This window comes from Acetatifactor aquisgranensis (assembly GCF_943193215.1).
GTDB classification, from domain to species: Bacteria; Bacillota; Clostridia; order Lachnospirales; family Lachnospiraceae; genus Acetatifactor; species Acetatifactor aquisgranensis.
This window is the reverse complement of record NZ_CALPDH010000002.1, coordinates 274649-297402: the sequence shown is the minus strand read 5'-3', so window position 1 is coordinate 297402 and position 22754 is coordinate 274649. Positions and strand designations below refer to the sequence as shown.

General features: G+C 48.5%; 27 protein-coding genes and 1 pseudogene. 1 reads left to right on the top strand and 27 read right to left on the bottom strand.

The features are described from left to right. Positions 1 to 339: 339 nt before the first annotated feature. From NFS35_RS03060 to NFS35_RS03040, 5 genes are all read right to left on the bottom strand, one after another. The gene (locus NFS35_RS03060; protein ID WP_251205665.1) at positions 340 to 501 is read right to left on the bottom strand and encodes a replication initiator protein A; all 162 of its coding nucleotides are present in this window, start codon (positions 499 to 501) and stop codon (positions 340 to 342) included. Positions 502 to 535: 34 nt separating this feature from the next. Beyond that, the gene (locus NFS35_RS03055; RefSeq protein ID WP_251205681.1) at positions 536 to 721 is read right to left on the bottom strand and encodes a hypothetical protein; all 186 of its coding nucleotides are present in this window, start codon (positions 719 to 721) and stop codon (positions 536 to 538) included. Positions 722 to 813: 92 nt separating this feature from the next. Next, on the bottom strand, positions 814 to 1197 hold the full coding sequence (locus tag NFS35_RS03050) for an ABC transporter transmembrane domain-containing protein (RefSeq protein ID WP_251205664.1): 384 nt from the start codon (positions 1195 to 1197) through the stop codon (positions 814 to 816). A 2-nt stretch (positions 1198 to 1199) separates the two neighbouring features. Further along, a complete protein-coding gene (locus NFS35_RS03045) occupies positions 1200 to 1892 on the bottom strand; it encodes a MarR family winged helix-turn-helix transcriptional regulator (protein WP_251205663.1) in 693 nt (230 codons plus the stop codon). Between the two features lie 3 nt (positions 1893 to 1895). Beyond that, the gene (locus NFS35_RS03040; RefSeq protein ID WP_330639976.1) at positions 1896 to 2546 is read right to left on the bottom strand and encodes an MATE family efflux transporter; all 651 of its coding nucleotides are present in this window, start codon (positions 2544 to 2546) and stop codon (positions 1896 to 1898) included. Between the two features lie 748 nt (positions 2547 to 3294). On the opposite strand from NFS35_RS03040, the pseudogene NFS35_RS03035 reads away from it, so the two are divergent. Continuing rightward, positions 3295 to 3888 (top strand): annotated as a pseudogene (locus NFS35_RS03035) (ABC transporter ATP-binding protein); the annotation flags it as partial. A gap of 146 nt (positions 3889 to 4034) precedes the next feature. On the opposite strand, the gene NFS35_RS03030 reads toward NFS35_RS03035, so the two are convergent. The 22 genes from NFS35_RS03030 to NFS35_RS02925 form a co-directional block, all read right to left on the bottom strand. Beyond that, the gene (locus NFS35_RS03030; RefSeq protein WP_251205662.1) at positions 4035 to 4802 is read right to left on the bottom strand and encodes a helix-turn-helix domain-containing protein; all 768 of its coding nucleotides are present in this window, start codon (positions 4800 to 4802) and stop codon (positions 4035 to 4037) included. Positions 4803 to 5062: 260 nt separating this feature from the next. Further along, on the bottom strand, positions 5063 to 5665 hold the full coding sequence (locus NFS35_RS03025; RefSeq protein WP_251205661.1) for a hypothetical protein: 603 nt from the start codon (positions 5663 to 5665) through the stop codon (positions 5063 to 5065). Positions 5666 to 6255: 590 nt separating this feature from the next. After that, positions 6256 to 6615, bottom strand: coding sequence for a hypothetical protein (locus tag NFS35_RS03020; RefSeq protein WP_251205660.1), 360 nt, complete (start codon positions 6613 to 6615; stop codon positions 6256 to 6258). Between the two features lie 28 nt (positions 6616 to 6643). Then, positions 6644 to 7138: an NTF2 fold immunity protein gene (locus NFS35_RS03015; RefSeq protein ID WP_251205659.1), complete on the bottom strand. Its 495-nt coding sequence runs from the start codon at positions 7136 to 7138 to the stop codon at positions 6644 to 6646. Further along, on the bottom strand, positions 7135 to 7662 hold the full coding sequence (locus tag NFS35_RS03010) for a high mobility group family protein (RefSeq protein ID WP_251205658.1): 528 nt from the start codon (positions 7660 to 7662) through the stop codon (positions 7135 to 7137). Before NFS35_RS03010 ends, NFS35_RS03015 begins: the two co-directional genes overlap by 4 nt. A gap of 87 nt (positions 7663 to 7749) precedes the next feature. Beyond that, entirely contained in the window at positions 7750 to 8694 is a 945-nt protein-coding gene (locus tag NFS35_RS03005; RefSeq protein ID WP_251205657.1) for a hypothetical protein, read from the bottom strand. A 392-nt stretch (positions 8695 to 9086) separates the two neighbouring features. Then, positions 9087 to 9512 carry a hypothetical protein gene (locus tag NFS35_RS03000; protein WP_251205656.1) on the bottom strand — a complete coding sequence of 142 codons (426 nt, stop codon included), beginning with the start codon at positions 9510 to 9512 and terminating at the stop codon, positions 9087 to 9089. A 148-nt stretch (positions 9513 to 9660) separates the two neighbouring features. Further along, positions 9661 to 9813 carry a hypothetical protein gene (locus tag NFS35_RS02995; protein WP_251205655.1) on the bottom strand — a complete coding sequence of 51 codons (153 nt, stop codon included), beginning with the start codon at positions 9811 to 9813 and terminating at the stop codon, positions 9661 to 9663. A gap of 188 nt (positions 9814 to 10001) precedes the next feature. Continuing rightward, positions 10002 to 10640: a winged helix-turn-helix transcriptional regulator gene (locus tag NFS35_RS02990; protein WP_251205654.1), complete on the bottom strand. Its 639-nt coding sequence runs from the start codon at positions 10638 to 10640 to the stop codon at positions 10002 to 10004. A gap of 77 nt (positions 10641 to 10717) precedes the next feature. After that, entirely contained in the window at positions 10718 to 11317 is a 600-nt protein-coding gene (locus tag NFS35_RS02985) for a hypothetical protein (RefSeq protein ID WP_251205653.1), read from the bottom strand. After that, positions 11283 to 11615 (bottom strand): hypothetical protein, encoded by a 333-nt coding sequence (locus tag NFS35_RS02980; protein ID WP_251205652.1) that lies wholly within the window; start codon positions 11613 to 11615, stop codon positions 11283 to 11285. Before NFS35_RS02980 ends, NFS35_RS02985 begins: the two co-directional genes overlap by 35 nt. A 142-nt stretch (positions 11616 to 11757) precedes the next feature. Then, complete coding sequence (locus NFS35_RS02975) at positions 11758 to 13230, bottom strand: leucine-rich repeat domain-containing protein (protein ID WP_251205651.1); 1473 nt, start codon at positions 13228 to 13230, stop codon at positions 11758 to 11760. A 499-nt stretch (positions 13231 to 13729) separates the two neighbouring features. Next, a complete protein-coding gene (locus NFS35_RS02970; protein ID WP_251205650.1) occupies positions 13730 to 14407 on the bottom strand; it encodes an MAE_28990/MAE_18760 family HEPN-like nuclease in 678 nt (225 codons plus the stop codon). Beyond that, positions 14394 to 15485: a DUF262 domain-containing protein gene (locus NFS35_RS02965; RefSeq protein ID WP_251205649.1), complete on the bottom strand. Its 1092-nt coding sequence runs from the start codon at positions 15483 to 15485 to the stop codon at positions 14394 to 14396. Before NFS35_RS02965 ends, NFS35_RS02970 begins: the two co-directional genes overlap by 14 nt. 210 nt (positions 15486 to 15695) lie before the next feature. Next, the gene (locus tag NFS35_RS02960; protein ID WP_251205648.1) at positions 15696 to 16193 is read right to left on the bottom strand and encodes a GNAT family N-acetyltransferase; all 498 of its coding nucleotides are present in this window, start codon (positions 16191 to 16193) and stop codon (positions 15696 to 15698) included. Between the two features lie 127 nt (positions 16194 to 16320). Further along, on the bottom strand, positions 16321 to 17586 hold the full coding sequence (locus NFS35_RS02955; RefSeq protein WP_251205647.1) for an immunity protein Imm33 domain-containing protein: 1266 nt from the start codon (positions 17584 to 17586) through the stop codon (positions 16321 to 16323). A gap of 50 nt (positions 17587 to 17636) precedes the next feature. After that, a complete protein-coding gene (locus NFS35_RS02950; RefSeq protein WP_251205646.1) occupies positions 17637 to 19076 on the bottom strand; it encodes an SMI1/KNR4 family protein in 1440 nt (479 codons plus the stop codon). Continuing rightward, positions 19073 to 19414 carry a hypothetical protein gene (locus tag NFS35_RS02945; RefSeq protein WP_251205645.1) on the bottom strand — a complete coding sequence of 114 codons (342 nt, stop codon included), beginning with the start codon at positions 19412 to 19414 and terminating at the stop codon, positions 19073 to 19075. The genes NFS35_RS02950 and NFS35_RS02945 overlap by 4 nt, the downstream gene beginning before the upstream one ends. Before the next feature lie 230 nt (positions 19415 to 19644). Continuing rightward, complete coding sequence (locus NFS35_RS02940) at positions 19645 to 20043, bottom strand: hypothetical protein (protein WP_251205644.1); 399 nt, start codon at positions 20041 to 20043, stop codon at positions 19645 to 19647. A 38-nt stretch (positions 20044 to 20081) separates the two neighbouring features. Beyond that, a complete protein-coding gene (locus tag NFS35_RS02935; RefSeq protein WP_251205643.1) occupies positions 20082 to 20936 on the bottom strand; it encodes a serine hydrolase domain-containing protein in 855 nt (284 codons plus the stop codon). 213 nt (positions 20937 to 21149) lie between these two features. Further along, a complete protein-coding gene (locus NFS35_RS02930) occupies positions 21150 to 22535 on the bottom strand; it encodes an ATP-binding protein (protein WP_251205642.1) in 1386 nt (461 codons plus the stop codon). A gap of 35 nt (positions 22536 to 22570) precedes the next feature. Continuing rightward, complete coding sequence (locus NFS35_RS02925; protein WP_251205641.1) at positions 22571 to 22708, bottom strand: hypothetical protein; 138 nt, start codon at positions 22706 to 22708, stop codon at positions 22571 to 22573. Positions 22709 to 22754 lie beyond the last annotated feature (46 nt).

Genomic DNA, 22754 nt, shown 5'->3' with positions numbered 1-22754 from the left:
CTTTTTGTGTTTAAACACCAAGGATACGGGCAGTTTCAAAAAGATGGGGATAAAAATATCTTAAGGATAAGCAAGTTTATCCTTAAATTAAGATAAACAGGCTATAAAACTATGGAAACCCCCATTCACAGCCTGTGGAAAAGCAAAAGCAGCTTTCCCACAGTTTCATGAACGCAGCCAGTTATACGACATTTCCACAATGCCTGCTACGGCGGAATCCCTCTCATCCCTGTCTATCTTACATAAAAGATATTTCCTATACCTGTGAACCGCCTACAAAGTTTTTGACATAAATAATATTCGGCTTTCCCAATCCCTGCCTTACGCTCTCAATCAAGCCTATCCCTTTGTCACTGTCAAGCTCTTCATCAGCTTCACTGCCTTGTCATTGGCGCAATGAAATCTGTCCTTTACCTCATCAACTGTGAAATATATGTACGCCCTTCCATGTTTATCAATCCACCCGTTTTTCTGTGACAGCTCCATGCGGTCGATCATCATTCCATAAAGCAGCTTTGCCCCGATTGACAGCGCATCAAACTGGCTTTCCGTAAATAACTGCTGCTTTTGGGCCTGTTAGTTTGTAGCTGTCAGGATAATCCGCCACAAGCCGATCCAGTCTGCGCATCACTGACTTATCCCTTGTATAGACGGTTGCCGTCTGCTCTCCGGCATTATAATTAACTACGGTCTCCATTTCATACTTTGTTAAATTTGTCATAATCTGATATTCTCCTTTTCCCATATCAAAAAAGGACTGCATCCTGCAATCCCTTTTCCAGTGTGTTCCTGCCCGTATTTTATTTGATGCGCCTATAACTGGCACGCTATATCATTGGCCACCCTTGTCACCAGGGAACCTGTGCCGAAGCGGTCCATCTGCGGGAAAGAAAAATCCATGATCCTGCCAAAGCAGTCCTTTCGGATCTCATTTCCGATATTCTGGCTGGATATGTGTACGAACACATTGTTGAGAGAACCGCAGAGCCCGCCCACCAGGACAAGGCCGATCATCTGCAGCCCCAGCATCCATATCAGGGGCAGGTCGGCGCTGCCCCCGTTGTTGACGCCGAGGACACCGTCATCCACGATCCGGCTCATGAATCCCGGCTGCACCAGGTCCATCATCACCTCGCCGAGCATGAACAGGCCTGCGATGATGGCAAAGAGCAGATACTTTCTGATGTATTTCCACATGGTCAGCGTCCTCCATGCCCATTTGAGCCCCCATGGTGTCCGCTTTCATCCCAATGGCCATGTCCTTCATGGTGGCCGCCCTCATCCCAGCATCCATGCCGATGGCCGTGTCTGAACGTATCCTCGTTTTCCTTGTATCGTTTTTTCCAGTCACAGCGGACTTTATCCAGAAGTGACAGCAGTTCCTGCTTTTCCTCTCCCGAAAGACAGGAAAACATCTCCTCATGCCGCTGTCTGCGCTGCTTTAGCGCCTCTTCCGCAACTTTCCTGCCGCTGTCTGTCAGAGAGATGTCCGTCGTCCTGCGGTCAGATTCATTCTGTGTCCGGACGATCCAGCCTGAGCCTTCCAGCTTGGACAGAATCTCACTGGCTGAACCCGGCTGGATTCCCAAACGCTCCGTCAGATCCCTCTGGGTGATTGCTTCCAACCCGTTCAGGATAATCAGGATGCGCTTCTGGCTGGCCTTCCCCTCATATAGCGAGCGCATGGTATGATGCAAATCCCGCAGGCTGAGAATCAGACCGTCATTGATATCCGCTGCCGGATCATCGACTGTCTGCATTTTCTGATCCCGATGTTTCCCCTGCCGCTCCGGCATGTTCCCGGCGCGGCGGTATTCCTCCCCTCTGCCGCAGTGCGGCCTTTCCAGATCACAATGCCGTCCACAGCCGGGGCAAATGTTTTTTTCCTGCATAAGTCATCCCTCTTTTTCTTTAGGTACCTTGATTATAGCATTGCGAAAAAGAATTGTCAAGGTACCCCACCGGAACACAAAGATAAAGATTGGATCAAGGACAATGTTTATAGCCGCTCCTGCAAGCGTGGACGCCATGGCAAATTTCGGGCTGCCGTCCGCACGGATGACCGGGTTCATTGCCTGCCCGAACATATAAAACGGAATGCCCAGGGTGATCCAGAAAAAATACTCCCCGGAATGGCGGAAGGTCTCTTCATTCACTGTCCCTCCGAACATGGCGATAATCCGGCTGTCCCATATAAGGTAGACCGCGCACAGGACAAGGCTGAAGATCACGGTAAGAAGGATTGCATTTCCCATGCTCCTTCCTGCATCCCGCGGCTTGTTTTTCCCAAGGCTCAGGCTCACAAAGGCGTAGCAGCCATCGCCCACCATGACAGCGATGGCAAGGGCAATCACGGTCAGCGGGAATACCACGGTATTTGCGGCATTCCCGTAAGAGCCGAGATATGAGGCATTGGCAATGAATATCTGGTCAACGATATTGTACAGTGCGCCCACCAGGAGCGAGATGATACAGGGGACTGCGTATTTCCCCATCAGCCGGGGAATCGGCTCCTTTGCAAGAAATGAATTACTTTTTGATTCCATGTCTGGTCTCCTTTCCATAAACCTGCCCTGATTTTCAGGGCATAGGGACATATCATACAACATTTCACGAAAAATCAGCCCATAGCCCCGGCTGCTGGATTTACGCCAAAGGCTACGCGCTGAATTCGTAAAACATATTCCCTGTCATTTTCTATTGTCATGAATAAAAAAACATGCTGCATCTAACTGGATTTACGCAGTTTCTGCAACACGTTTTTATTTATTATACATCATCATATGGATGAAAATCAAAGGAGATTTTGCACAAAAATACATCCTTTATACTTGTATGATATGCACAAACCCCTGCTGTCTGTTCGCCTGAATACAGCACAATCTCCATCCGGAATTTCCCCAAAAACAGGGGATGCATCGGTTCACTCTCCTGCAATTATCAGCAGTATCCACCCACCGCAAACAGCATAAGGAAATGTCTGAAAATTTCCTGGTATTGATAGTAATAGAACATATTATTTGCAGCCTGTCTGTTGCGCATAACGAAAGTTCTTGCTTTACGCTCTTTTACGTTTGTTAAGATATACTTTAGAATGATTTTCAAGTCCACACCTACTTTCCCTGCTGTCTGCTATCAGCAACGTATTTCATGGCGCAGAGCTTCAAGGTTTTGCCGACGGACACATGAAGCCGGAATTTGTGGAACAGGTCAAATGGGAAATGGGTTCACTATTCCCCTGTACATTGTTCTTGAATACATAAAGAGGTAATACTTTTTCTGCTCCGTCCATCTCTATCGCTGAAAGTGATACAGGGTGAATTTGTTTCCATCATGGGACAGTCCGGCTCTGGAAAAAGTACGCTGCTTTATATTCTCGGAGGGCTTGATGTACCTACAAGCGGCTCTGTCTTTATGAACGGCATGGATATTTCAAAATTCAATGATGAAAAAATGAGCCGGATAAGGCGGCAGAATATAGGATTTGTTTTTCAGTTTTACAACCTTATCCCAAACTTGAATGTGGAAGAAAATATCATGCTTCCGCTTTTGCTGGACGGAAAGAAAATGCGGGACTACAAAAAACCGCTGAAAGATATTTTAGAGGTAGTCGGCTTATCGGACAAACGAGGGCATACTCCCCGCGAATTGTCCGGGGGACAGCAGCAACGTGTGGCAATCGCCCGCGCACTAATTGGAAATCCCGAAATCCTGTTTGCGGACGAACCCACGGGAAACCTCGATAGTCATACAGGAGCAGAGATAATGAGTTTGCTGCAGCGTATCAACAAGGAACGCGGACAGACAATTATCATGGTTACTCATTCACCGGAAGCGGCGAAAAGCAGCAGCCGTGTTATCACCGTAAGTGACGGACTACTTCAATAACCACGCCATTTAACCGAATAGAAATACAATCTGCCGGACGACGGTAAAGAAAAAAGCCGTCGAAAAGCAGACATAGTAGGCGATGCCGCTCTGTGTCTTGGTCATCCAGGCATAATCGGCGCTCCACAGCCTGCCCCTGGGGCCAGCTATGATTTCCTTTTTTTATATCGGTTGCCAAGGATATAAACCGGGAGGAAGAACCCGCCTAAAACAAAGAGCAGGGCGAAAAACAGGTCGATGATATCCCGCAGGATTCCCGGAAAAAGCAGCGTCTCTATGTAGCTGATGATCGGATACGCCAGCATCATCGTCACAGACCAGATACGGCCTGCCTGCAATATCTTTCCCCAATTTCCATTGTGCAGGGAAAGGCCAGGCAGGTTCATCTCAAACAGTCCGTCCGTGTAGACGCAGACTTCGGTTTCATCATAAAAGGCAGGCAGCTTTTCCTTTACGAAAAAGCAGAAGTAGAGCCCGAATGTGGCGCCCAGACCCATGGATACGCTCAGTCCCACCGTGATGCTCCCGGCTCTGTAAGAAAGCCATAATTCCAGGCAGGCAATCAGCAGGGAGAGGAGGTAGATCAGTCCCCATTTCCTGTTTTTCTGGTAGGCTCGGGGCTGTTTGTCCGAGTAGGAGACAGCCGTTTTCACCACTTGCTCCACCTGGGCGGCGCTCAAGGCGTTGTCCTGCTCCATGCGCCTGCACATCAGCAGTTCCGTCACTGTGACTCCCAGCAGGTCTGCCAGCGGTATCAGCAGGTCTATGCTGGGGACGCTGGCGGCAGTCTCCCATTTGCTCACCGCCTTATCCGACAGGAAGAGCCGCTCTGCCAGCTCCTTCTGGGTGATGCCTTTCTCTTTCCGCAGCATGGCTACGAAGGTACCGAACGCTTGTTTGTCGATATGGGTCATCTGTTTTTCCTCCTGATTAATAGTCCCGCGTCAGCCCCGCCCGACACCCGGACATGGGCTGGCGCTGTTTCTAAGCCTATTTTAGCTCCATACCCTCCATCCTGCAACCGAATCCCAGGAGAATGCCCTGTTTTCGGGGTAGAACGGCAGTAGAATTGCACCTCCAGCCCATGCTGCCCCCAGTCCTGGGGGACTAGTCCGACAGCCCCCGCTCCTTCCGCCATCTCCGGTATGCCCGCTCCAGCTTTTCGGCGTATGGGTCATCCGCGGCTCTGGCGGCGGCAATGCCCTTTGTGATTTCTGTCGAGAAAGGCGTTGAAACCTATGAGGGTGCGGCGGTCTGAAGGGTTCCAGTCTGCCGGGTTACCCCTTCCCTCTTTCCAGGCGTCCACCAGAATCCCCATCACGTCATTATACGCCATCTCCTGGCATAGGAAGATGCAGTCCAGCAGGTCGTTCTTCCCGAAGTCCTCCTCAACCGCGTTCTCCACGTCGTAGCCGCAGGCACAGTCAAAGTTGGCGTCCTTCGCCCGCTGGAACAGGGTGTCGTACTTGTGGCCGCCGTTATATTTCCGCAGCAGCCATGTCAGGATGCACAGGGTGCTCCCTATGCCCTGGAAAGAATTGTTCTCCCTGTCCTTCAGCTCTTCCCGGAACAGATATGCGACCGCGCCTTCATCGTCGATTTTTTCATACAGAAGAAAATAGGCCAGGCGGAGACGGTTCGTATAATTGGCATCGTCCGTCCCCCACTGGCCGTTCTGGAATTCCTTGTAGCAGACCAGGCTTGCGTCCCCGGCTTTCAGGGCTTCGTATACTTTGCGCTGCTCTCCTATTTTTTCTTTTAACTTGCCTTTCACCATAAAAAATTATTTTAGCATTGGCCTGCCGTGAAAAGGAGCTGCAGCCGCTTCCAGAACCCTCCGATCCGACAGCGATCACTCCAGAAGCCAATTCATTCCTGGTAGTAGTCGAATTTGATATGTTTGCCTATAAAAAGCGTACAAATTCGCGCGCCGTAAAGAAAACCTTAAGCATCCCTGCCTGGCTCAACGAAGCAGCCATGGACATGGGCTTAAATTTCTCTCAGGTACTTCAGGAAGCACTTCTTTCCAAAATACAGGCATGATGTCTAAGCAGCCGCCTCGGTTTCACATGAAATCGGGGTAGTTGTGGGAAAAAACTCCCCCTTCAACGCCCGGTAAGGAAATCCCCATCCACCTCAAAAAACCTGCATCCACACCCTGGGCAGGCAAACGGAATGACCAGCGGGCAGAATTTCGGTTTCACATATTTGATATGCAGACCCCGGATAGCCATCAGACACTCCTTTTCCCTCAGTTTGTCCCCTCTCGTCGGAACATATACTGCTTAACGATTTCACCTGCCGTGAAACCAGACTGCATAACGCTGACTGGTTCAATCGCATGATTACATTAGGCAGTATTCAGCGTTATGCAGTATAATAGGGAAACGGACGCCCGCAGCATGGGCACCGCCAGAAAAGCCTGGGCGCAAACCCAATGGGGACGGCCAGAAAGAAAAGCAGGAGCGATACGGCAGCTATCGGAACTAAAAACCCCAGGAACGGATGCTGATCCGTCACGGCGCTCCCTTCCATATCCCCTCCCAGAGCAATCAGCAGGACAGACAACACCATGGTGCATAGGCAAAAAACGGCAAAACATCCCCGTTGCATCAGGAATACCGCTTTCGCAAAAGCCCGGCACCGCCGGAACCGGGGCGGCATCTGCGGGAAAACGTAGGGGAACGGTTTTGCCATATCATCCATAGGCTTTCTCATATTTTTCACAGTCCTTCCCTTCCACTGGCCGTCCGGGTCACAGCCCGCAGAATGACCAGCGTCCCGCCTGGCACCACTGGGCGTTGTCAATCATCCAGTTACCGTCGATCAGGCGCATCAGGTAACGATAGTAGAAAATGTCCGCTTCTGCATAAATCCAAAATTTGCTTTTCGTCACCCGCTCTCCGGCCACCAGACGGTAATTCGTATATGTCCCACCTCTTTTCCAGAAAAGATCGACAGGGCGCCAGCCGGGACGGGGCGTCCAGCTCACCCGCCTGGCAAACAGCCCATCGATATCCGCCTGCACACCCTGGCTTTCTCCTGCCGTCTGCTCCCGACGGGGCGTATCCCCCCGATTGCTCTGGTCTTTCTCTTCTGCCGTCCGCTCCCGGCGAGGCGTATCCCCCCGATTGCCCTGGTCTCTTTCTTCTGCCGTCCGCTCCCAGCGGGTCATGTCGTGAAAGAATTCCTGCAGCGCACGGACTGGCTCCTGCAGTTCGGGACTGTCCAGCGGAATCCTGTTTTTCATGGTTTTATAGGTGCGGGCATCCTCATAAGCCTTGCGCTCCGTCTCTGTGAACAGCCCTGCCAGCCCCTCTTCATCCTGATTGTCGGTATCGCTGACCCGCAGTTTGTCCCTCCAGGCAATGGCCAGCAGCCCCTGGGGGTGACATGACGGCAGGCGGCTATGTAGAGATTCTCCAGTTTTCCAATCTGGGCGGCCTGCGCCAGCCCCTCATCGTCCAGGGCAGTCCGCTGCAAAAACAGGTCTTTCAGCGGAAGGTCTTTTAGCAGTTCCAGTCCATGTCCGGTAATCTGCCCGCCCCGCAGCAGAGCCAGCATGTTCAGCCTGGGTATCTGCGCCAAAAGGGGGAAGCACTGGTCGCCAAAGGGGGCGTCATACAGGGAGACCGCCTGAAGCTTCGGGCATTGCCTGACAGCTTCCTCCAGGGTCTCCAGATTCAGCGGCGCTTCTACCCGCTTCGTTCCATTGCAGAGATAGGCGCCGTCCCGGTATTCCAGCATATTGGTATTGGGGGCAAATTCCAGCATCGTATTTTCTCTCCTTCCATGTTCTCTCCCGGCAGATTCCGGAAATGTTTCTTGCGTATTGGCTGTGTCTTCCGTTCCATAGTATGTTTATTCTGATTCAAAGGAATGCAGCCATCCGTCCATAAAGATAAACTGTGCACCGCATGCCGGGCAGGAAATCCTGTCGAACATCCGGCGGCAGAGCTGCGAAAACTCCGCATCCTCTTCTGCCCTGCCCATGTTCTGCAGCAGATACAGGTACAGAAATACCGCCACCGGAAACGGCGTCTCCCGGCTGATTCCCTTTCTGCAGGCAGCTTCCGCCATTTGCTTCTCCCGGCAGTCTTCAAGCCCATTGACTACAGACAGTAGGCCAGCCCAGGGATTGGGCTGGCGGGCAGGCATTTTGCCAATCAGCCTCCCCACTTCTTCCCATGCCGTCTCCTGCATGGAAATGCGCCTGTTGCTGCTGTCTGCGATTCCTTTCTTTCGAATCGTATAAGTTTCCGTATGTCCATTGGGGCAGGACGCTTCCTCCCAAAGTTCCGTATCGGACATGGTTGAAAGATATCCGAATTCCGGTTTCACGAATGCGAAAGGCGCCCCTGACAGATAATGGATGCTGCCCCTATGGGAAGAAAAACCACACCGGCAGATATAATCCAGTACAGCCGTCTCCGCCACAGAAAGGCTTTCCCGGTACACTTCCATCACCTCCCGGGGCATCCCCGCTGCATAGGGCTGATAGCTTTCCGAAATCCATGCCCCCATCCACTCCCACAGTTCCCCCGCCTGCGCCGGCGGCTGTCCCATCGCGATCTCCACCAGATAGGGGAAGACCAGATAGAATGCCGGGTATATGGTATTCGACTCACAGATTCGTTCGCATAGCTCCGCAAAGACATCGGAATCCATATGGGTATCCGGGCATTCCCGGAACCGCTCTACCAGTTCTCGGGCAGGAGGCTCCATGCGGGGCTCCTCCGCCAGCCTCCAGGCCTCATGTTCCAATGCTATCTTTCTCATTTCATTCCGCTCTTTCCGCTCATCCATCTTCGCAAAATCCCCCTGTCATGAATCTCTGCCCATCTTTTTATCCAGGCTGCGGCAGTACCGTATGAACCGGCATGCTTCTCTATCGGCCTGCCGGACGGCGGCCTGTGTTTCGCTGAGCCGCTGTCTCTGTCCTGCCAAAAGGCTGCGCCCTGCGGGGCGTCACCGCCATGGCGGCTCCGGGGCGTTATGGGGCTCCGGATGCTCCGGATGCTCCTTCAGGATGCTGTAAGGCCATCCCTTTTCTCAGTATTTTCCGTATTCTCCTTGCTTTTCCGCCACTGCATACTGATAGCCCGCGCTCATGCCCCATGTCCCGTTAGGATGCTCCTTTTCATGAAAAGCGTCCTCGCTGTTGCCATGAAAAAATGTGTTTATAGATGCGTCCAAATTCAGGTTATGGATCCAGACTTATATATCCTGTTTTCCCAATTTTTCAGTGTTTCAAATAACCATAATTCTATCGTATCCACGACTTTTTGTGTGCTTCGTGTTCTCATCTCAAGGATTGGTTCGTTCCAGTTATTATCTAAAATCGCTACAAGATGATAGCCGCCATTCCTGTCACCTTCAGGATACCAGCCCAGGTCAACTGCAAGAATATGTTTAACGTTTTTCTTATTGTTCTTATACGTGTATTCGTTTGTCATGTAGACCATATCCTCTACAAAGGTAAAGAGCCATGCGTCATCGTCTTCTTTCAGATTATCTGGTTCTATGTCTCTCAATTTGTTCCACATCATTTTCCAGTTTGGTGCGAGACGAAGAGGTTTTAGTTGCTTCCACCATTTTTCATTATCCATAGAATCCTTATTCATAACAGTTGGTCTCCTATCTATATCGCCCGCGCTTTTTCATGGAAAGGGACTGGGAATTTGCGCCCTGCGGGGCGCTGTCGCCATGGCGGCTCCGGGGCGTTCTGCGTCTTCGGATGCACTTTCAGATGCTGAAAGCCCATCCTTATGCTCACTGTTTTCCCTGCCTTACCGCCACTGCGTACTGATAGCCCGCGCTCATGCCGCATGTACCGTTGGAATAGATTTGATAGTCCCTGCGGGGGGCATCCCCGGGCAGGACGTCCAGCTCTTCCTGTGAGAGGATTTGTTTTACAACCCTCACTTCTCCTGTCTTTGTGGGATGCGGTTCTTCTGTGGTTTGCCCCGCTTCTGTGGGACGCTCCCCTTCAGAGAAAGATTGTCAAGTGTGTTTGTAAACTTTTCCTCTACGTTCTAAAATCACTGCTTTTATTAATATCAAGTCTCAAAAATATGATGTTTCCTTTTTCTTCAATTTCTGTAACCTAAGAGTTACAGATAAATATTCCAATATCCCTTTCTATCAGACCCCACTCTTTCTATAATGCCCTTTTCCCTTAAGTTTTTAAGCTTAACAGATACCGTTTTTCTGCTTATATCAAGCATTTCAGCAAGTTCTACAGTTTTATATTTTGCGTTATCTTTTAATAATTCAAGAATCCTTTTTTCTGTAACATCTGTAACTTTTTCTGTAACTTTTGTAACCTCGCTGCTTTTTCCATTGTTTGTCAACGTTGCCCCCGCTGGCCGCATAGGCACGATCAACTTGAAAACATCATTTTCTTCAAAATCCGGTTCCGCATTGGAATAGATTTTCGTGTATTTGTACAAATTCCGAACACCAGAACCAAGTGAATCCGCATATCCAATGTTTACAAAAAATTTCGCTATTATGGGATTTTTCGGATAAGGAGTGAAATTCTCAAGACTGATTCTCCCCTTCCACTGTGTCCTGCTCCAGTTCTCCGTCCATATCCTGTCTTTTTCAATAATCAGCTTTGCCGGAAACGCACTCTTAAATTCCCTATGCACAAGCAGATTGCTGACAATCTCTCTGGCTATGGCAGTTCTTAAGCTTACATTGACACCGTCAATCAGGAAAAACTTATCATCGGTGTGTTTCTTAATCAAATACCCCGCTGCAAGCAACGGGGTATCAATCTTGCAGCGCTGCAGAGCAGCGGGGTATTTGACCCTCGCGGCATTCGTCAAATGTGCATGCAAGCATGCCCACTTGACTCATTGCTCGCGGGAATAAAGTCAATTAACAGGTCATAGCTCTCCATCAAATTGTTTTCCACAATCAAGCGGTCATCATAACGGTCTAAGTTCTCTACACGGTAAATGGCATCTGTTTTGTATCCCGGCACACAGGACTGAATGGTTTCCGGCTTTCCAAATAAGAGAATACACGCCATGTTAAAGCCTTCTTTTCCGCTTTCCATGTCTTTTTCATAAAGCCCGGCACTTCGTAACAGCTCCATGTCCGTCATATTGCCCCAAGGATGGTCTTTAAATTTATTGACTGCCATCTGCCGGGCTTTCCTGACTAAATCCATACACAAATCTTCTTCTGCGGCATATGGAAATATCTTACGCTCAATATATGCTGCCGATTTCCTATTAGAAATATTTGCTACTAAATCCGCAGATGTAGTCACATCCTGGTCTGCATCTCCGTTACGGTCATATATCTTTCCACAACAGATTTCAATATGCGAACTGACCGGAACATATACCCAAAGTACAAGCATTCCCTTGTACTCTATCTCCTTAAGATTTAAGTACAGAGAATTTCCTGTCCCCATGTTCCAGGAAGACCACCACGTTGGAATTCACATTGGGGGCAAAAAAGTCATCGTACGCCTGAACCCAGTACCCCTCCGCAAGGGCTTCTATGCCGTATTTTTCCAGAATATGCGCCGCAGCCCTGTCCTCCGCCACGCTCTCTGCCGCTTTCTTTATGCGCGCAATCTCCCTGCGGGTCTCCATCCGTTCCCTGCTGCACCCGGTCAGCAGAGCCAGGGCCAGCAATACCACCGCAGCCCTGCCCATCATCCGGCCGGGAGATTTCCCGCTGTCGCCCGGTTCCCTTCGCTTTTCCATGCCCATTCCCGCTCTGTCCGTCTTCTCCCTTTTTCCACACGCCCCATTCGACCGAAAAGGCTGCTCCGACAGCCGCAGGCTTTCTGCCCTGCCCGCTCTCTTCCCTGCCAGCTTTCTGTCCTATAAGCCCCCAGCCTACATCCTACTCTGCCAAATAATACTCCTCCATCCCCGCAAGCACCGGCATCTCCTCCCCGCATTCCGGGCATACATAGGTTCCGAAATAATAGGAAAGGAGCTCCTCCCCCTCTTCGTCCTCCAGCAGGTGGAGCAGGTTGGGCAGCCACAGCTTGACATCCTCCAGGCTTTTGCCGTCCCATTTGCCGGAAGACATTCTCATCTTCTTCATCCGCTCCGAAAGCTCAAAATAGCCCACTTCCATCTCTTCATCGCAGTTTTCGCATGCAGGGCAGACGATATAGTACGATTGAAAGCCAGAAAGATAAAGCATATACGCCAGCTTCCGCTCCCCCAGAATCGCCGTGACGGCAATGGAAAATTCCCGTCTCCACTGGACACCCTTCTGCCGGATGTCCTCCAGGTTCCCCGCCAGGACATCAATGGTCATGGCGCGGATCTGCAGTCCGGCATTCCGGTAGCTTTCACAGATGTCCTCCTCGCCCGGCCTGTCCCCAAATACGTCCGTGGCGAGGATGCTGCCTGCCGCCAGGATGCCCCGGAACATCCATTCCAGCTCCTTCTCCCTTTCCCAGCCCTCCATGAGCCTGGCCAGATAGGGCAGCGCCAGCCAGGTGGCCGGATAAAAGCTCATCTGGTGCCACAGGTTCTCGCAGAGATTGTCAAAGGCAAGTTCATAGTTCGTCTTCGGGATGCTTTCCAGGCGGCGCAGCTTGAAGGTTTCGGGCGCCTTGTCCCTCTCACCCATCAAGATGACAAGATAGTCTTCTATGTTCCCGTATGCGCCCCTGTAGCTTTCCCACAGGGGCGAGTTGAAGTCATGCAGCTCGTAAGGATGCTGGTTCTGCCCCCGTTCCGCTGGTTGAAAGGGTACAGCGGGGCAGGGCTCTGCCTTCCTTGCCCGCTCCGCCTGCTTTTTCAGCTCCGCCTCTTTCTCCCGCTCTGCCTGCTTTTCCTTCAGGATATGTTCGGGCAGGCGGACTTCTTTGATTCGGCAGTTCAGGAAGCAGTCCGCATTGGAAATCTGGCTGCCCTCCAGGGAAAGCATTTCCAGGCGGAAGAGCTTCAGGATCTCCTCCATATGCTCCAGCCCGGAGCAGTCAAGCAGGCTCAGGCTCCTCAAACTATACAGGTTCCCCAGGAAAGCGCAGTCCACCACGCCGCAGGCCGAAATCTCCAGGCTCTCCAGGGCGGTACAGGCGGCCAAAAAGGAAAAATCCTTCACAGGCATCGCGGAGATCGCCAGTTTCTTCAGCCTTGCCATCTTTCCAATCACGCTGAAATCGCCCTCCGCAAGCTCGATCCGCTCAGGCAGGGCGTCTTTGAAGGGATCTACCACCTTCTGGTACACCGGCCTGCCGCCGCAGGACAGGTTCTTAATCTTCTGTAAGTCATAAAGGCTCTCCGGCACCCTGCCGAGAGCCTGCGCCACATAGGTAAGCAGCGTGGGGTCTATTGTGATTTTTGCCAGTTCCATCCTGTATTCCTCCTCCAATCCCTCTTACTCTGAACAAACACGACACACGAAATGGAGCCCCATTGTTCCGTGGTCTCCCATTGATACAGTTACATACCGTAAAATCATCTCTAACAAAATATAAAATTGTCAATTCATTTTTTAGAAAGCCCCTCGCTCAAGGACGTGTCAAAGTCCTCTCACCATGCTGTGCTATGATCCCCAATGGAACATCGAGGTCAGCTACTATGAACAGAAGAACTTCTGGGCATTGTGCAACTACATAATCCGCAGCCGGAAAGGAATCGAGATGCCACTTTCCTGCAGACTTATCATCATTCCGCGCAAAAAAGAACTTCCAAAACATAAACTCGTCATACAAACAAAGCAGAGAATACATCACACTATCAGTAATCAATTCTCTGCTTCGTTAGTAAAATATACTGCGCACCGATTAAATTTGCAGTGCGACTTTTGAAAAAATCCAATCTTGCACCTGTTCTCATCCTTAGAACATTGCTTAAGCTAAATATTTCTCATTATTAGCATAGTCATAAAGCAATCTTGTTACTGCTGACAAAATTTCAGAAACTTTAGTTTCCCAATTGGAAAATTCCTCTGCTGTCACTCCTGAACGAAAATTCCCATGGGCTATAGAGTTTCTCCGATTTACCAATGCATCAATATGGCTTTGACAATCATCAAACAAATCTATGGGTAATCCTACTTTATACAAATTTTTCTGCAACACTATGTACCATAAATTAGATTCCGTGTCTATTATTTGATCATCAATATTTAATTCCTGTTCTTTAAAATCCTCAACCTTCTCCATAAAATCAACGCGATGATATAAACGATGTAAGCGGGCATCATCTGGCAATTCCTTACGGAAAATTTCACATTTTCTATCCAAATTTTCGTATGCGATAAATTCCTTATGCATACTTGCTACCATCAAGCCCGTATTTACATCCCTGCGAGTTAATCCTTGTGAGTTTATATACTGTACATACGTCTGCAAACAAATTTTAATATATCCTTCCAAATGTGAATACAGTATTAATACTAAACATTTTCTATACTTGTTTTTGTTTTCTTCTGTAATATCGCTTAATTGATTCTTGAAAAAAGCAAGTTCCTCTTGTCTCCAGGCTAACTCTACTTCAAGAGCCGCCCTCAATTCATCTGCCGTCAAGAATCCTACTCACCCCTTCCGTAAACAACCGTATTCTTGCTTTTACTCCATTGACACTTCCCGTCTTATATGATTGAAGTTCTGCCCCATATTTGACTTGATCAACAGCATCCATAATTGTTTTGGCACAATCATATGATATTATCTGTTCCATCAAAGACGCAAGCGAAATTGAAATTCCGTCAAAATAATATAGTACGAATTCATTTTTTATAGTTCCATTAGCTGTTCTTCCCGAAAAAACCTCTTCACCCCCATTTTCATTTATAAACTTAAAGGTTTTTTCAAAAATATCCTTCTCTTTTTGGTATTCAAAATGAATTTCTTCCGTTGTGATTTTTTCTAAATATCTTGTTAAATATTCCGTTACAGGATATCTATAGTTTTCAATATCATTTTTAATGGCAAAAAATCTTAAAACAAGTTCCTGATCATACTTGGTTTTTCTTTTATCTGATGCGATTCTATTAATTACAGACTGAAAATCTGCATTTTTACTGCACTCTTCCAGGAAATCTATTGCCTTCGAGCCCAATAGTCTAATGGTACAATTCCGTATTTCTTGTGCAGATAAGATTTCGCCGCCTGTATTCAGTCGTTTGAACATATGGTATTTTAGAGAAGGCTCGCTCTCTTTCTTGATAACTTCCATACGAACAAAACTTCTTTTTATTTTTATCTGCAAAGCTTTGGGCAAATTATCAAATGTTAGTCCATTTAAATCCTTGACTATATCGCATCCATGCAATTCTAAAAAATCATCCTCGGTTTCTCCTAACCGTTCTCCCCTAAAATGCAAATAACTGGATATTCTTTGCAATCCATCAATCAGCTCATAAACTCCGTCATCTGTCTCTATAACAAAAATCGGTGGAACAGGCATTTCTAAGATTAATGACTCTACAAAACGTGATTGCTTTTCTTCTTCCCATCTAAAGAGTCTTTGATAATCTGGTGAAATTGTCAATTCATTATTTTTATACATATCGTACAATTCATTAAATGAAACATCTAAACTTTTTGTTCTAATTTTTATAATCTGACTATCCACATTTTCAATTAAATTTTCTATTGCCATAATTCCCCTCTCTGCCTACAATTTTTCACATCAAGTGACCATATCTTTATTATAGCAGGATTTACGAAATTAACAACTTTTTTATATTGTTACGTTATAAAAGCAAGAAATGCCGTCGGCTTGTCTTGCTTTTCAAAGCAGCTGTCCATAGCAGATGGTTCAAAATATGTATCTACTGAACGATGGCTTTTTTCTTTTAAAGAGCCACTTCTATTTTGTTGCCACCATGTGACATCTACTCCATAATTCATTTTTATAGGTAAATACATTTTGGGTTATACTTTCCTCAATAAAGCCAACTTTTTCATAACAATACTTTGCCGCAGTATTTTCATCGAATACATTTAATTGGACTAATTTAGCCCCTGTTATTTCAAAAGCATATTTCAAAGCTAATTTAATCATTGCTTTTCCATAGCCTTTTCTCCGCAAATTATTGTCAACCACAACAAATTTAATAAATCCTGTATCATCATTAACATTGATAGAGTAGCAGAAAAAACCTATGACTTTTCCATTGGTTTCCGTTGCTACATACGCGCTGTCCGTCCATTCAATCGCAGTTTTTTCTAAGAAAGCATGAAGATTTTCCTTTGTAACCGGATATAGAATTAAGTTAGCACACCACAAGGCATGAATTTTTTCATTATCAACCCATTTTTCTATATATTCATAATCTCTGCTCTCTATATATGGCCTTATCCTCATAGGGTAATCCCTCCTAATCTGAAATTACTTCCTTATCACCACAAACCTTGATGTTTACAAGCTTTTCAAACTCCCCGAGTAGGGATCGAACCAACAATCCTTCGGTTTACAGCCGAATGGTCTCCCCTCAGAAATACGCCGGATTCAGGAAAAGCACCACCAGGCAGGCAATCTCCCCCTCTGCGTCCAGCCCCCAGTAGCCGCTGTAGATGCCGTCCCCCATGCCGCTGGAAAAAAGGACTGTCCTTAAGCCGCTCCCCGGCAGCCGCCACTCCAGAAAGCTCCCGCCCTGGTTCTGGAATTCTGGATTCGCCTGGAAGCTTTCCTGGAAAAGTGCCGCGAAGTAGTCCGTATACTTGTTCTTTCTTGGATTCTCTTTTTCCCACTTTTCAAAGAACAGCCGGTTCTCCTGGGAGACCTTCCCGTCCGCAATACAGGCAAGCCCCGTATCCACGCCGAAAAAGGTAAAGATACCCGGCTTTCCCAACTCCTCCCGTTCCTTTCCTTTGGGCATGGCAATCTCATACCGGACAGCCGCCTGAGGGCTGACCGGAAGCCTTGCGGCGGCAATTCTGAGGCCTGCGATCCGGGAAAGGCACACCGACAGCTCCACGGGGTAGCTCCCGGCCGGAATCTTCCTGTCCAGGACTGTCTCGTACCGGCTGCCCAGATAGGCAATGGGGTCTGCCAGCACCACCTCCCCTGTGGGGAAGTCCGCTTCTCCCGCCCGGACTACCTTGATTTTCGGGCTTTCCGTAAACAGGCTCTGGAAAAACGCTGGCGGGTAGGTATCCTGGTTCAGGAATTTCAGGTTCTTCTCAAAGGCGATCTGAGCCGGATGCTTCACCGGCTCCCGGATTTCCTTCCCCGTCCTTGTGTCCACGAAATATTTCCCCGTTTTGTCGCAGCAGAATTCCAGGTCGCTGCCCATGGGCATGTAGAACACATTCACCACTGTGGGCTCTATGTCTGCCAGGGTATTGAAATCCACAATCGCCATGTTGTTGGCGTCATCCACGTATTCCTGGCTGTCCCTGTCCCCGAATGCCACCCATCCGTTCCCATGTCCGCCCTCCTGGCGGAACAGCCATTTCAGCTTTGATGTGCCGTCCAGGATGGACTTCGTGACGATGGTTCCTCCGGCGCCCTGGATGTATACCTTCCTTTCGTTTTGTCCTTGTTCCTTCGTCTGTCCTTCTGTTGGCTGCTTTTCTTCCGGCTGTCTCTTTGCTGATTGCTTTTCTGTCGGCTGTTTTTCTGTCGTCTCTTTTTCTGCTGACCGTTCTTCTGTCAGCTGCTTTTCTGCCAGCTCTTGCTCCTTTTTCTGCCCGGATTTTTGTACCGATTTACCTTGAGCCGATTTGTCTTCTTTCTTCTTACCGAATAATCCCATATCGTTTCTCTCCTTTATTATAGTTCCGCATCTATAAAAACTTACCTGTTTCAAACATCAAATAATGCTTCCAACCGTTCCTGTACCGCCTCCTCCTTTGTCACGAACCAAAAGGTACATTCTTCCCTGTCGTAAAGCCCAACAGCCTGTCCGTCCATAGCCTGATAAAGCGTCCGGGTATTGCCTGCAGCTATTCTGTCTGTAATGCCCGCAATGGGGGACAGATGCGGATGCAGCTTCCCGCCCTCAAGCAGCATTGCCGGTTCAAAATCCAGAAGCTCCCAAAGAAACAGATCCAATGTCTCATCACAGGCCAGCGCCCACAAAAATTCCGCCGCAAGGAAACCGTCCAGAATGCCATATGCGCCCCATCCGGAAACGCCGTCATTGGCACGGCGGTATAGAAATGGACTGTTCAATTCTGCTGCCCAGTGATACACCGCCTGGTTTTCTTCCAGAAAATTCAGCTTGCCGTCCTTTGTCTGTTTCAGGCCGGAAAGAGGACGGATTACGTTATAACTACTGTAAAACTTACTTGGCAGATAGCGGTAAAACTCTGCCAATGGCAGCGGAAGGGAAGTCCCCAGGCGGGCTTCTGCCCGGCCGATGCTTTCCTCCTTTGCTCCCCTGCCCTCCATCCCGGCAAATTCACAAAGAAACTGCAATACCGGGGCAATAGATTCCAGTTCCCGTTCCTGGGGCGGACTGGGCGGAGCCGAATGAAAGATGGGATGCCCGTCCTGGCTCTTTATCCAGACATATTTGAAGCCCATCCGCTTCATGAGCTGCTCCAGTTCTTTGTCGGTCTTACCGCCAAAATAGGCCGTTCCTGAATAAGTAATGCATCCGCACAAAAGCCGGAATGGCTCTTCCATAAAGTTTACGTTAAAATTTATTCTGACACTGGAAAGCTGTTCTAATGGGATATGATAAAAAGCATTCAGGGGAAGTTCCCTCAGTCTTTTCCAAAAGTCTTCCGTCTTATCCCGGTTGACGCCTATAACGCTGGGCTGCGCCAGGGTCTGCTGGTATCCCAGCCACTCCACAATCCATCTGGAAAGGTTTGACTGGTTACAGGGCACTTCATGGCCTTCCAGGTGCTTTTCTTCCTTGCGTGTTTCCGGCGATACATAGAGGCCCCACATTGGGGGATCGTCCGGATTGTCGTTGCTCATAATGTCCTTGCTTTTGTGATACCGGCTTACTTCAAATCCATAACCATACCTTTCATGCCGGCAAATGGGCAGAATCGTAATCACGGTATCTGTCCAGTAGATACGTTTATAAATTTTCAGTTCCTCAAAAGGAATCAGATTTCCCTTTCCCGAAAAGGCAGGGTCATCCGGATGAAAGGTCAGATATAATTCCTTGAAAGCCTGGGGCAGAGCGAATCCCAGTTCTGCCTCCTTGTCTGCGATATCCTGTGGTGTCACGGAACTTTCCATATTGCTGCCGAAAGACTTTATCTTACACAGTTCCTCCAGTATCACTGTACTATACCTCCATCTCTCCTAAAGCATATCCAACCATCTTTTAACAAATCTTCATTATAAGGAGAACTAATTGTATGAATCATCCCCGAATGGATATTATGAATTATACATACCGCCCATTCGCCATCCTTTATTTCAGAGAATAGGCATTTTCCTTTTTCCCACTTTTTTCTATCTCTATACATAGCCGTAATCTCACGTTGTTCAAAAGTATGGTCATTCATTGGTATTGTGATAATGTCTCCAATTCTAATGCTTTCTCCTTTTTCAGCGATAATATATACTTGAACTTCATTCTTATCATAAGCTGATGTACCCGACATTTGAAAAATCATTATATGCACCTCAACTTTCTTGCCAATACAACTACAGAAATCCCCATATTCTCCCGGCTCCAGGCACAGGTTTCCCTACTTGTTCCTGTAATCTCCTCAAGTCTCTCTTTGCCGTCAGGCAAAACATCTCATAGACCTCATCCGGACTTCCTTCTTCAGCGGACTTCATCAGCGCTGCTGTTGCCAGCAGTGTTCCTGGCATGCCGCCAATACTCACCTGAACGGCATCCTTATCCTTGCAGGATGATCACCAGCGCCAGCACCATGATACCAGCCATCAGAACCAGCGAAACCTTAACCGGAGAACGTTCCCCGCTTTTCCAGTCGGAAAACAGGCTGTTGTTGTCATCATCCATGCTGCACCGCCCGTTCCGGTTCCAAATCATAAAATGATAGATTGCAGAGACGAGGTCTATGGCTCCAAAAAGCAGCACGGGATTACGGACATAAAAAATGGCCATTCCCAGGGAGATTCCATCCGCTTCTCCGCTTAACATGACACTGCCCCATATCAGGCGGATGACCGTCATGATGGCAGCAGCCAGAATACAGGTCAGTGCCGCAGCTCCGTATTGTTTCGCTTTCAGCTTCTCGCTGGTTTCCTGTTTTTGAGGAAATCTGTCATCCATGTTCCGCTCCTCCTTAAGATTGCCGCCGGGCATGAATTTCAATGCTCACAATCGCCAATCATTTCCCACATACAGTCCGCCAATTGTCCCGAATCCTCTTCCATGTGCGCCAGATAAGTGACCATCAGCCCTCTGCTGGGGAAAATATAGCATCTCTGCCCCCATTTGCCGCTGATCCGGAAGCCGTCCTGATATTTCCAGACGAAATATCCGTACCCGCCCTCCCGGTTCATCTGTTGGATGCCGCAGGCTTCCTTTACATATTTTTCCGACAGGATCCTTGTCCCCTGATACAAGCCCTCGTCCATCAGCACAAATCCGATGCGGCTCAGCTCATTTACCGTCAGCTCCATTCCGGAAGCCCCGTAAAAGTAACCGTCGGGGCATCTTTGGAAGGGCGGGTTTTCGATTCCAAGGGGCTGGAACAGCCGTCTCTGAAGATACGCATACAAATCTTCCTCCAGAGCATTTGCCGCCGCCACTCCGGCCAGGTAGGCGGAGACATTACTGTAGTCAAATACCGTCTTCTCCGGCTCCACAGGATACTGCAGGGAATTCCGGAGCCAGCTTTCCCCTTCCGGCCGAAAGGGGAAGCCGGGGACGGACATGGTGAGCAGACGCTTTATGGTCACTTTCCGATACCGTTCTTTTGCCTCTTCCGGCAATGCGGAAAGGGTCTTTTCCGGAATATAGGCCAGGACGGAACGGCCTATATCCATCTTTCCCTCATCCGCCGCCATCCCCACTGCCAGGGAGGTTATGGTCTTTGTTGCGGAATAGATGGGGTATCTATGCGCCGTGGTGTCGCCGTACACACAGATCCTCTCCTGCCCGGAACATGGCTTGTCAGAGCCTGCCGCTTGTCCGCCATGCCCGATGTAATACACTTCCATTCCGTGGACTTCCCAGTTATTTTCCTTTATTTTATGGATCAATGGATCGAAATTGATATGTCTAACGCCCAATCAAACGCTCCTTTCCCCTGCCTGCAGGCTCCATAAAACACCCTGTTTCAAATATCAAATAGGGATTCCAGCCCTTCCTGTGCCGGTTCAAAATCCGACATCTTTACAGAAGCGGCATATGAAATCGTCAAGCAGTATCCATTATTTCAGCATATCCGAGTATGCAACAAGCGTCACATTCCCCAGTTCTGCCGCCTTATCCATACAGCCCTTTGTAAAGTCCGTTTTTGCAAAAAGATAGAAATGCTTTTGTTTATAATGAAACAAATTGCTGCGCTCTACAAGGGTTTCCAGAACGCTTAGGTCAACTTTTTCGTTTGTCCACTTGCACTCGGCAAACAGTGCGGAGTCCCTATCCGTGCCCATGATGTCAATTTCTTCCTGTGTCCTGGTCTTGGGGTTCGTCCCCCACCAGCGGCCGAGGTCACAGAAATCCACGGCGCATTTTCCGTCAAGCAGCAGTCTCCAAAGGTATTGCCTGCAGATTTCCTCAAACACGCCGCCCATATAGGCTGAAAGCTCGGGAGCAATCCTCTTATAGGCAAGATCGGCTGCACCGCGGGAAATAATCGAGGTATTTTCCGGGACAAAGCGGTACCAAAACCGGAACATATTATCCTCAATAGAGTAGATCGTCTTGCGGCTGGATTTTTCGCCGTAGGGCGATTCTTTTTTTACGATGCCCAGGGCGGTGAGATTCTTCATGTAGGTAGCGCACACGCTGGTATCTTCATCGATTTTGTTGGAGATTTCATTCATTTTGGAGCAGCCCATGGCAATCGCCGTAACGACTGCATTGTAAATCGCCGGTTCGCGCACTTCCTGCTTTAAGAGATTGTTCGGCTCTTCAAACATAGCGGAAGCGGGATTCAAGTAAGTGTTTTTAATATTCTCCTCAATGGAAAGGCTGTCATCCATCTGCATCAGATACTGAGGCGTTCCGCCGACAACCCCGTATGCAAACGCCTTGTCGATATCAGAAAATCCTGTAAAATAGCGGCAGGCTTCAAAAAAGTCGAAGGGATTGATTTTAAGCTGCGCCGTTCTTCTTCCGTAAAGGGGCGCTTTATACGCCAGGACATGATCCTCCATATAAGACATGGAAGAACCGCAGAGAATCAGGAAGAGCTTAGAACTGTCCTTATTTTTATCGATCAAAAGCTGGAGCGTGGATGCAAGGCTCTTGGACGCACGGGCAATATAGGGGTATTCGTCGAGGACAAGCACGAGTCTTTTCGTCTTTGCCAGTTCAAATACATATTCCAGCGCCGCTTGAAAGGATGCAAAAGACAGACCGGCGGCGATTCCCGTGTCATATTCCACAATACATCTGGAAAAGTTGTCTAAGTTCTGCTTTGCATTGGTTTCAACACCGGTAAAGAAAATGGTGTCTTTCTCTTTTGAAAACTCGCTGATAAGGGCGGTCTTGCCGACCCGGCGGCGACCGTAGATAACCGCAAATTCAAACTTGCCGGAATGGTATAGCTTATTGAGTGTATCCAGTTCCTGTTGCCTGCCTATAAACATCGGTGCGCCTCCCAAATTAGTGGTTTACGATTTACTTAAATATAATTGACTTTTCTTGCATTGTCAATAGCTTTTGCAGCATTCACTTCCTTCTCCTGAATCCGTCCCGGCATACCGGACAGTTCCCCTCTCTTGTCTGCTGTCCTCTTATCCGTCATTGATGCAATAGGCATAACGCTGTAAGCTCCACCCTTTCCGTACGTTCCATTGTAAACGTTT

Coding starts and splice junctions, on each gene's coding strand:
- NFS35_RS02955 (WP_251205647.1), bottom strand. CDS start 17,586: ATGGGATTATTCGGTAAGAAGAAAGAAGACAAATCGGCTCAAGGTAAA.
- NFS35_RS03005 (WP_251205657.1), bottom strand. CDS start 8,694: ATGGATGAGCGGAAAGAGCGGAATGAAATGAGAAAGATAGCATTGGAA.
- NFS35_RS03030 (WP_251205662.1), bottom strand. CDS start 4,802: ATGACCCATATCGACAAACAAGCGTTCGGTACCTTCGTAGCCATGCTG.
- NFS35_RS03040 (WP_330639976.1), bottom strand. CDS start 2,546: ATGGAATCAAAAAGTAATTCATTTCTTGCAAAGGAGCCGATTCCCCGG.
- NFS35_RS02930 (WP_251205642.1), bottom strand. CDS start 22,535: ATGTTTATAGGCAGGCAACAGGAACTGGATACACTCAATAAGCTATAC.
- NFS35_RS03025 (WP_251205661.1), bottom strand. CDS start 5,665: ATGGTGAAAGGCAAGTTAAAAGAAAAAATAGGAGAGCAGCGCAAAGTA.
- NFS35_RS03055 (WP_251205681.1), bottom strand. CDS start 721: ATGACAAATTTAACAAAGTATGAAATGGAGACCGTAGTTAATTATAAT.
- NFS35_RS02945 (WP_251205645.1), bottom strand. CDS start 19,414: ATGATTTTTCAAATGTCGGGTACATCAGCTTATGATAAGAATGAAGTT.
- NFS35_RS03050 (WP_251205664.1), bottom strand. CDS start 1,197: ATGTGGAAATACATCAGAAAGTATCTGCTCTTTGCCATCATCGCAGGC.
- NFS35_RS02965 (WP_251205649.1), bottom strand. CDS start 15,485: ATGGCAATAGAAAATTTAATTGAAAATGTGGATAGTCAGATTATAAAA.
- NFS35_RS02935 (WP_251205643.1), bottom strand. CDS start 20,936: ATGGAAGTGTATTACATCGGGCATGGCGGACAAGCGGCAGGCTCTGAC.
- NFS35_RS03000 (WP_251205656.1), bottom strand. CDS start 9,512: ATGAATAAGGATTCTATGGATAATGAAAAATGGTGGAAGCAACTAAAA.
- NFS35_RS02975 (WP_251205651.1), bottom strand. CDS start 13,230: ATGGAACTGGCAAAAATCACAATAGACCCCACGCTGCTTACCTATGTG.
- NFS35_RS02925 (WP_251205641.1), bottom strand. CDS start 22,708: ATGCCTATTGCATCAATGACGGATAAGAGGACAGCAGACAAGAGAGGG.
- NFS35_RS02940 (WP_251205644.1), bottom strand. CDS start 20,043: ATGGATGACAGATTTCCTCAAAAACAGGAAACCAGCGAGAAGCTGAAA.
- NFS35_RS03010 (WP_251205658.1), bottom strand. CDS start 7,662: ATGCTGGAATTTGCCCCCAATACCAATATGCTGGAATACCGGGACGGC.
- NFS35_RS02980 (WP_251205652.1), bottom strand. CDS start 11,615: ATGGAAAAGCGAAGGGAACCGGGCGACAGCGGGAAATCTCCCGGCCGG.
- NFS35_RS02960 (WP_251205648.1), bottom strand. CDS start 16,193: ATGAGGATAAGGCCATATATAGAGAGCAGAGATTATGAATATATAGAA.
- NFS35_RS02985 (WP_251205653.1), bottom strand. CDS start 11,317: ATGGGGACAGGAAATTCTCTGTACTTAAATCTTAAGGAGATAGAGTAC.
- NFS35_RS03060 (WP_251205665.1), bottom strand. CDS start 501: ATGATGATCGACCGCATGGAGCTGTCACAGAAAAACGGGTGGATTGAT.
- NFS35_RS03015 (WP_251205659.1), bottom strand. CDS start 7,138: ATGAAAAACAGGATTCCGCTGGACAGTCCCGAACTGCAGGAGCCAGTC.
- NFS35_RS03045 (WP_251205663.1), bottom strand. CDS start 1,892: ATGCAGGAAAAAAACATTTGCCCCGGCTGTGGACGGCATTGTGATCTG.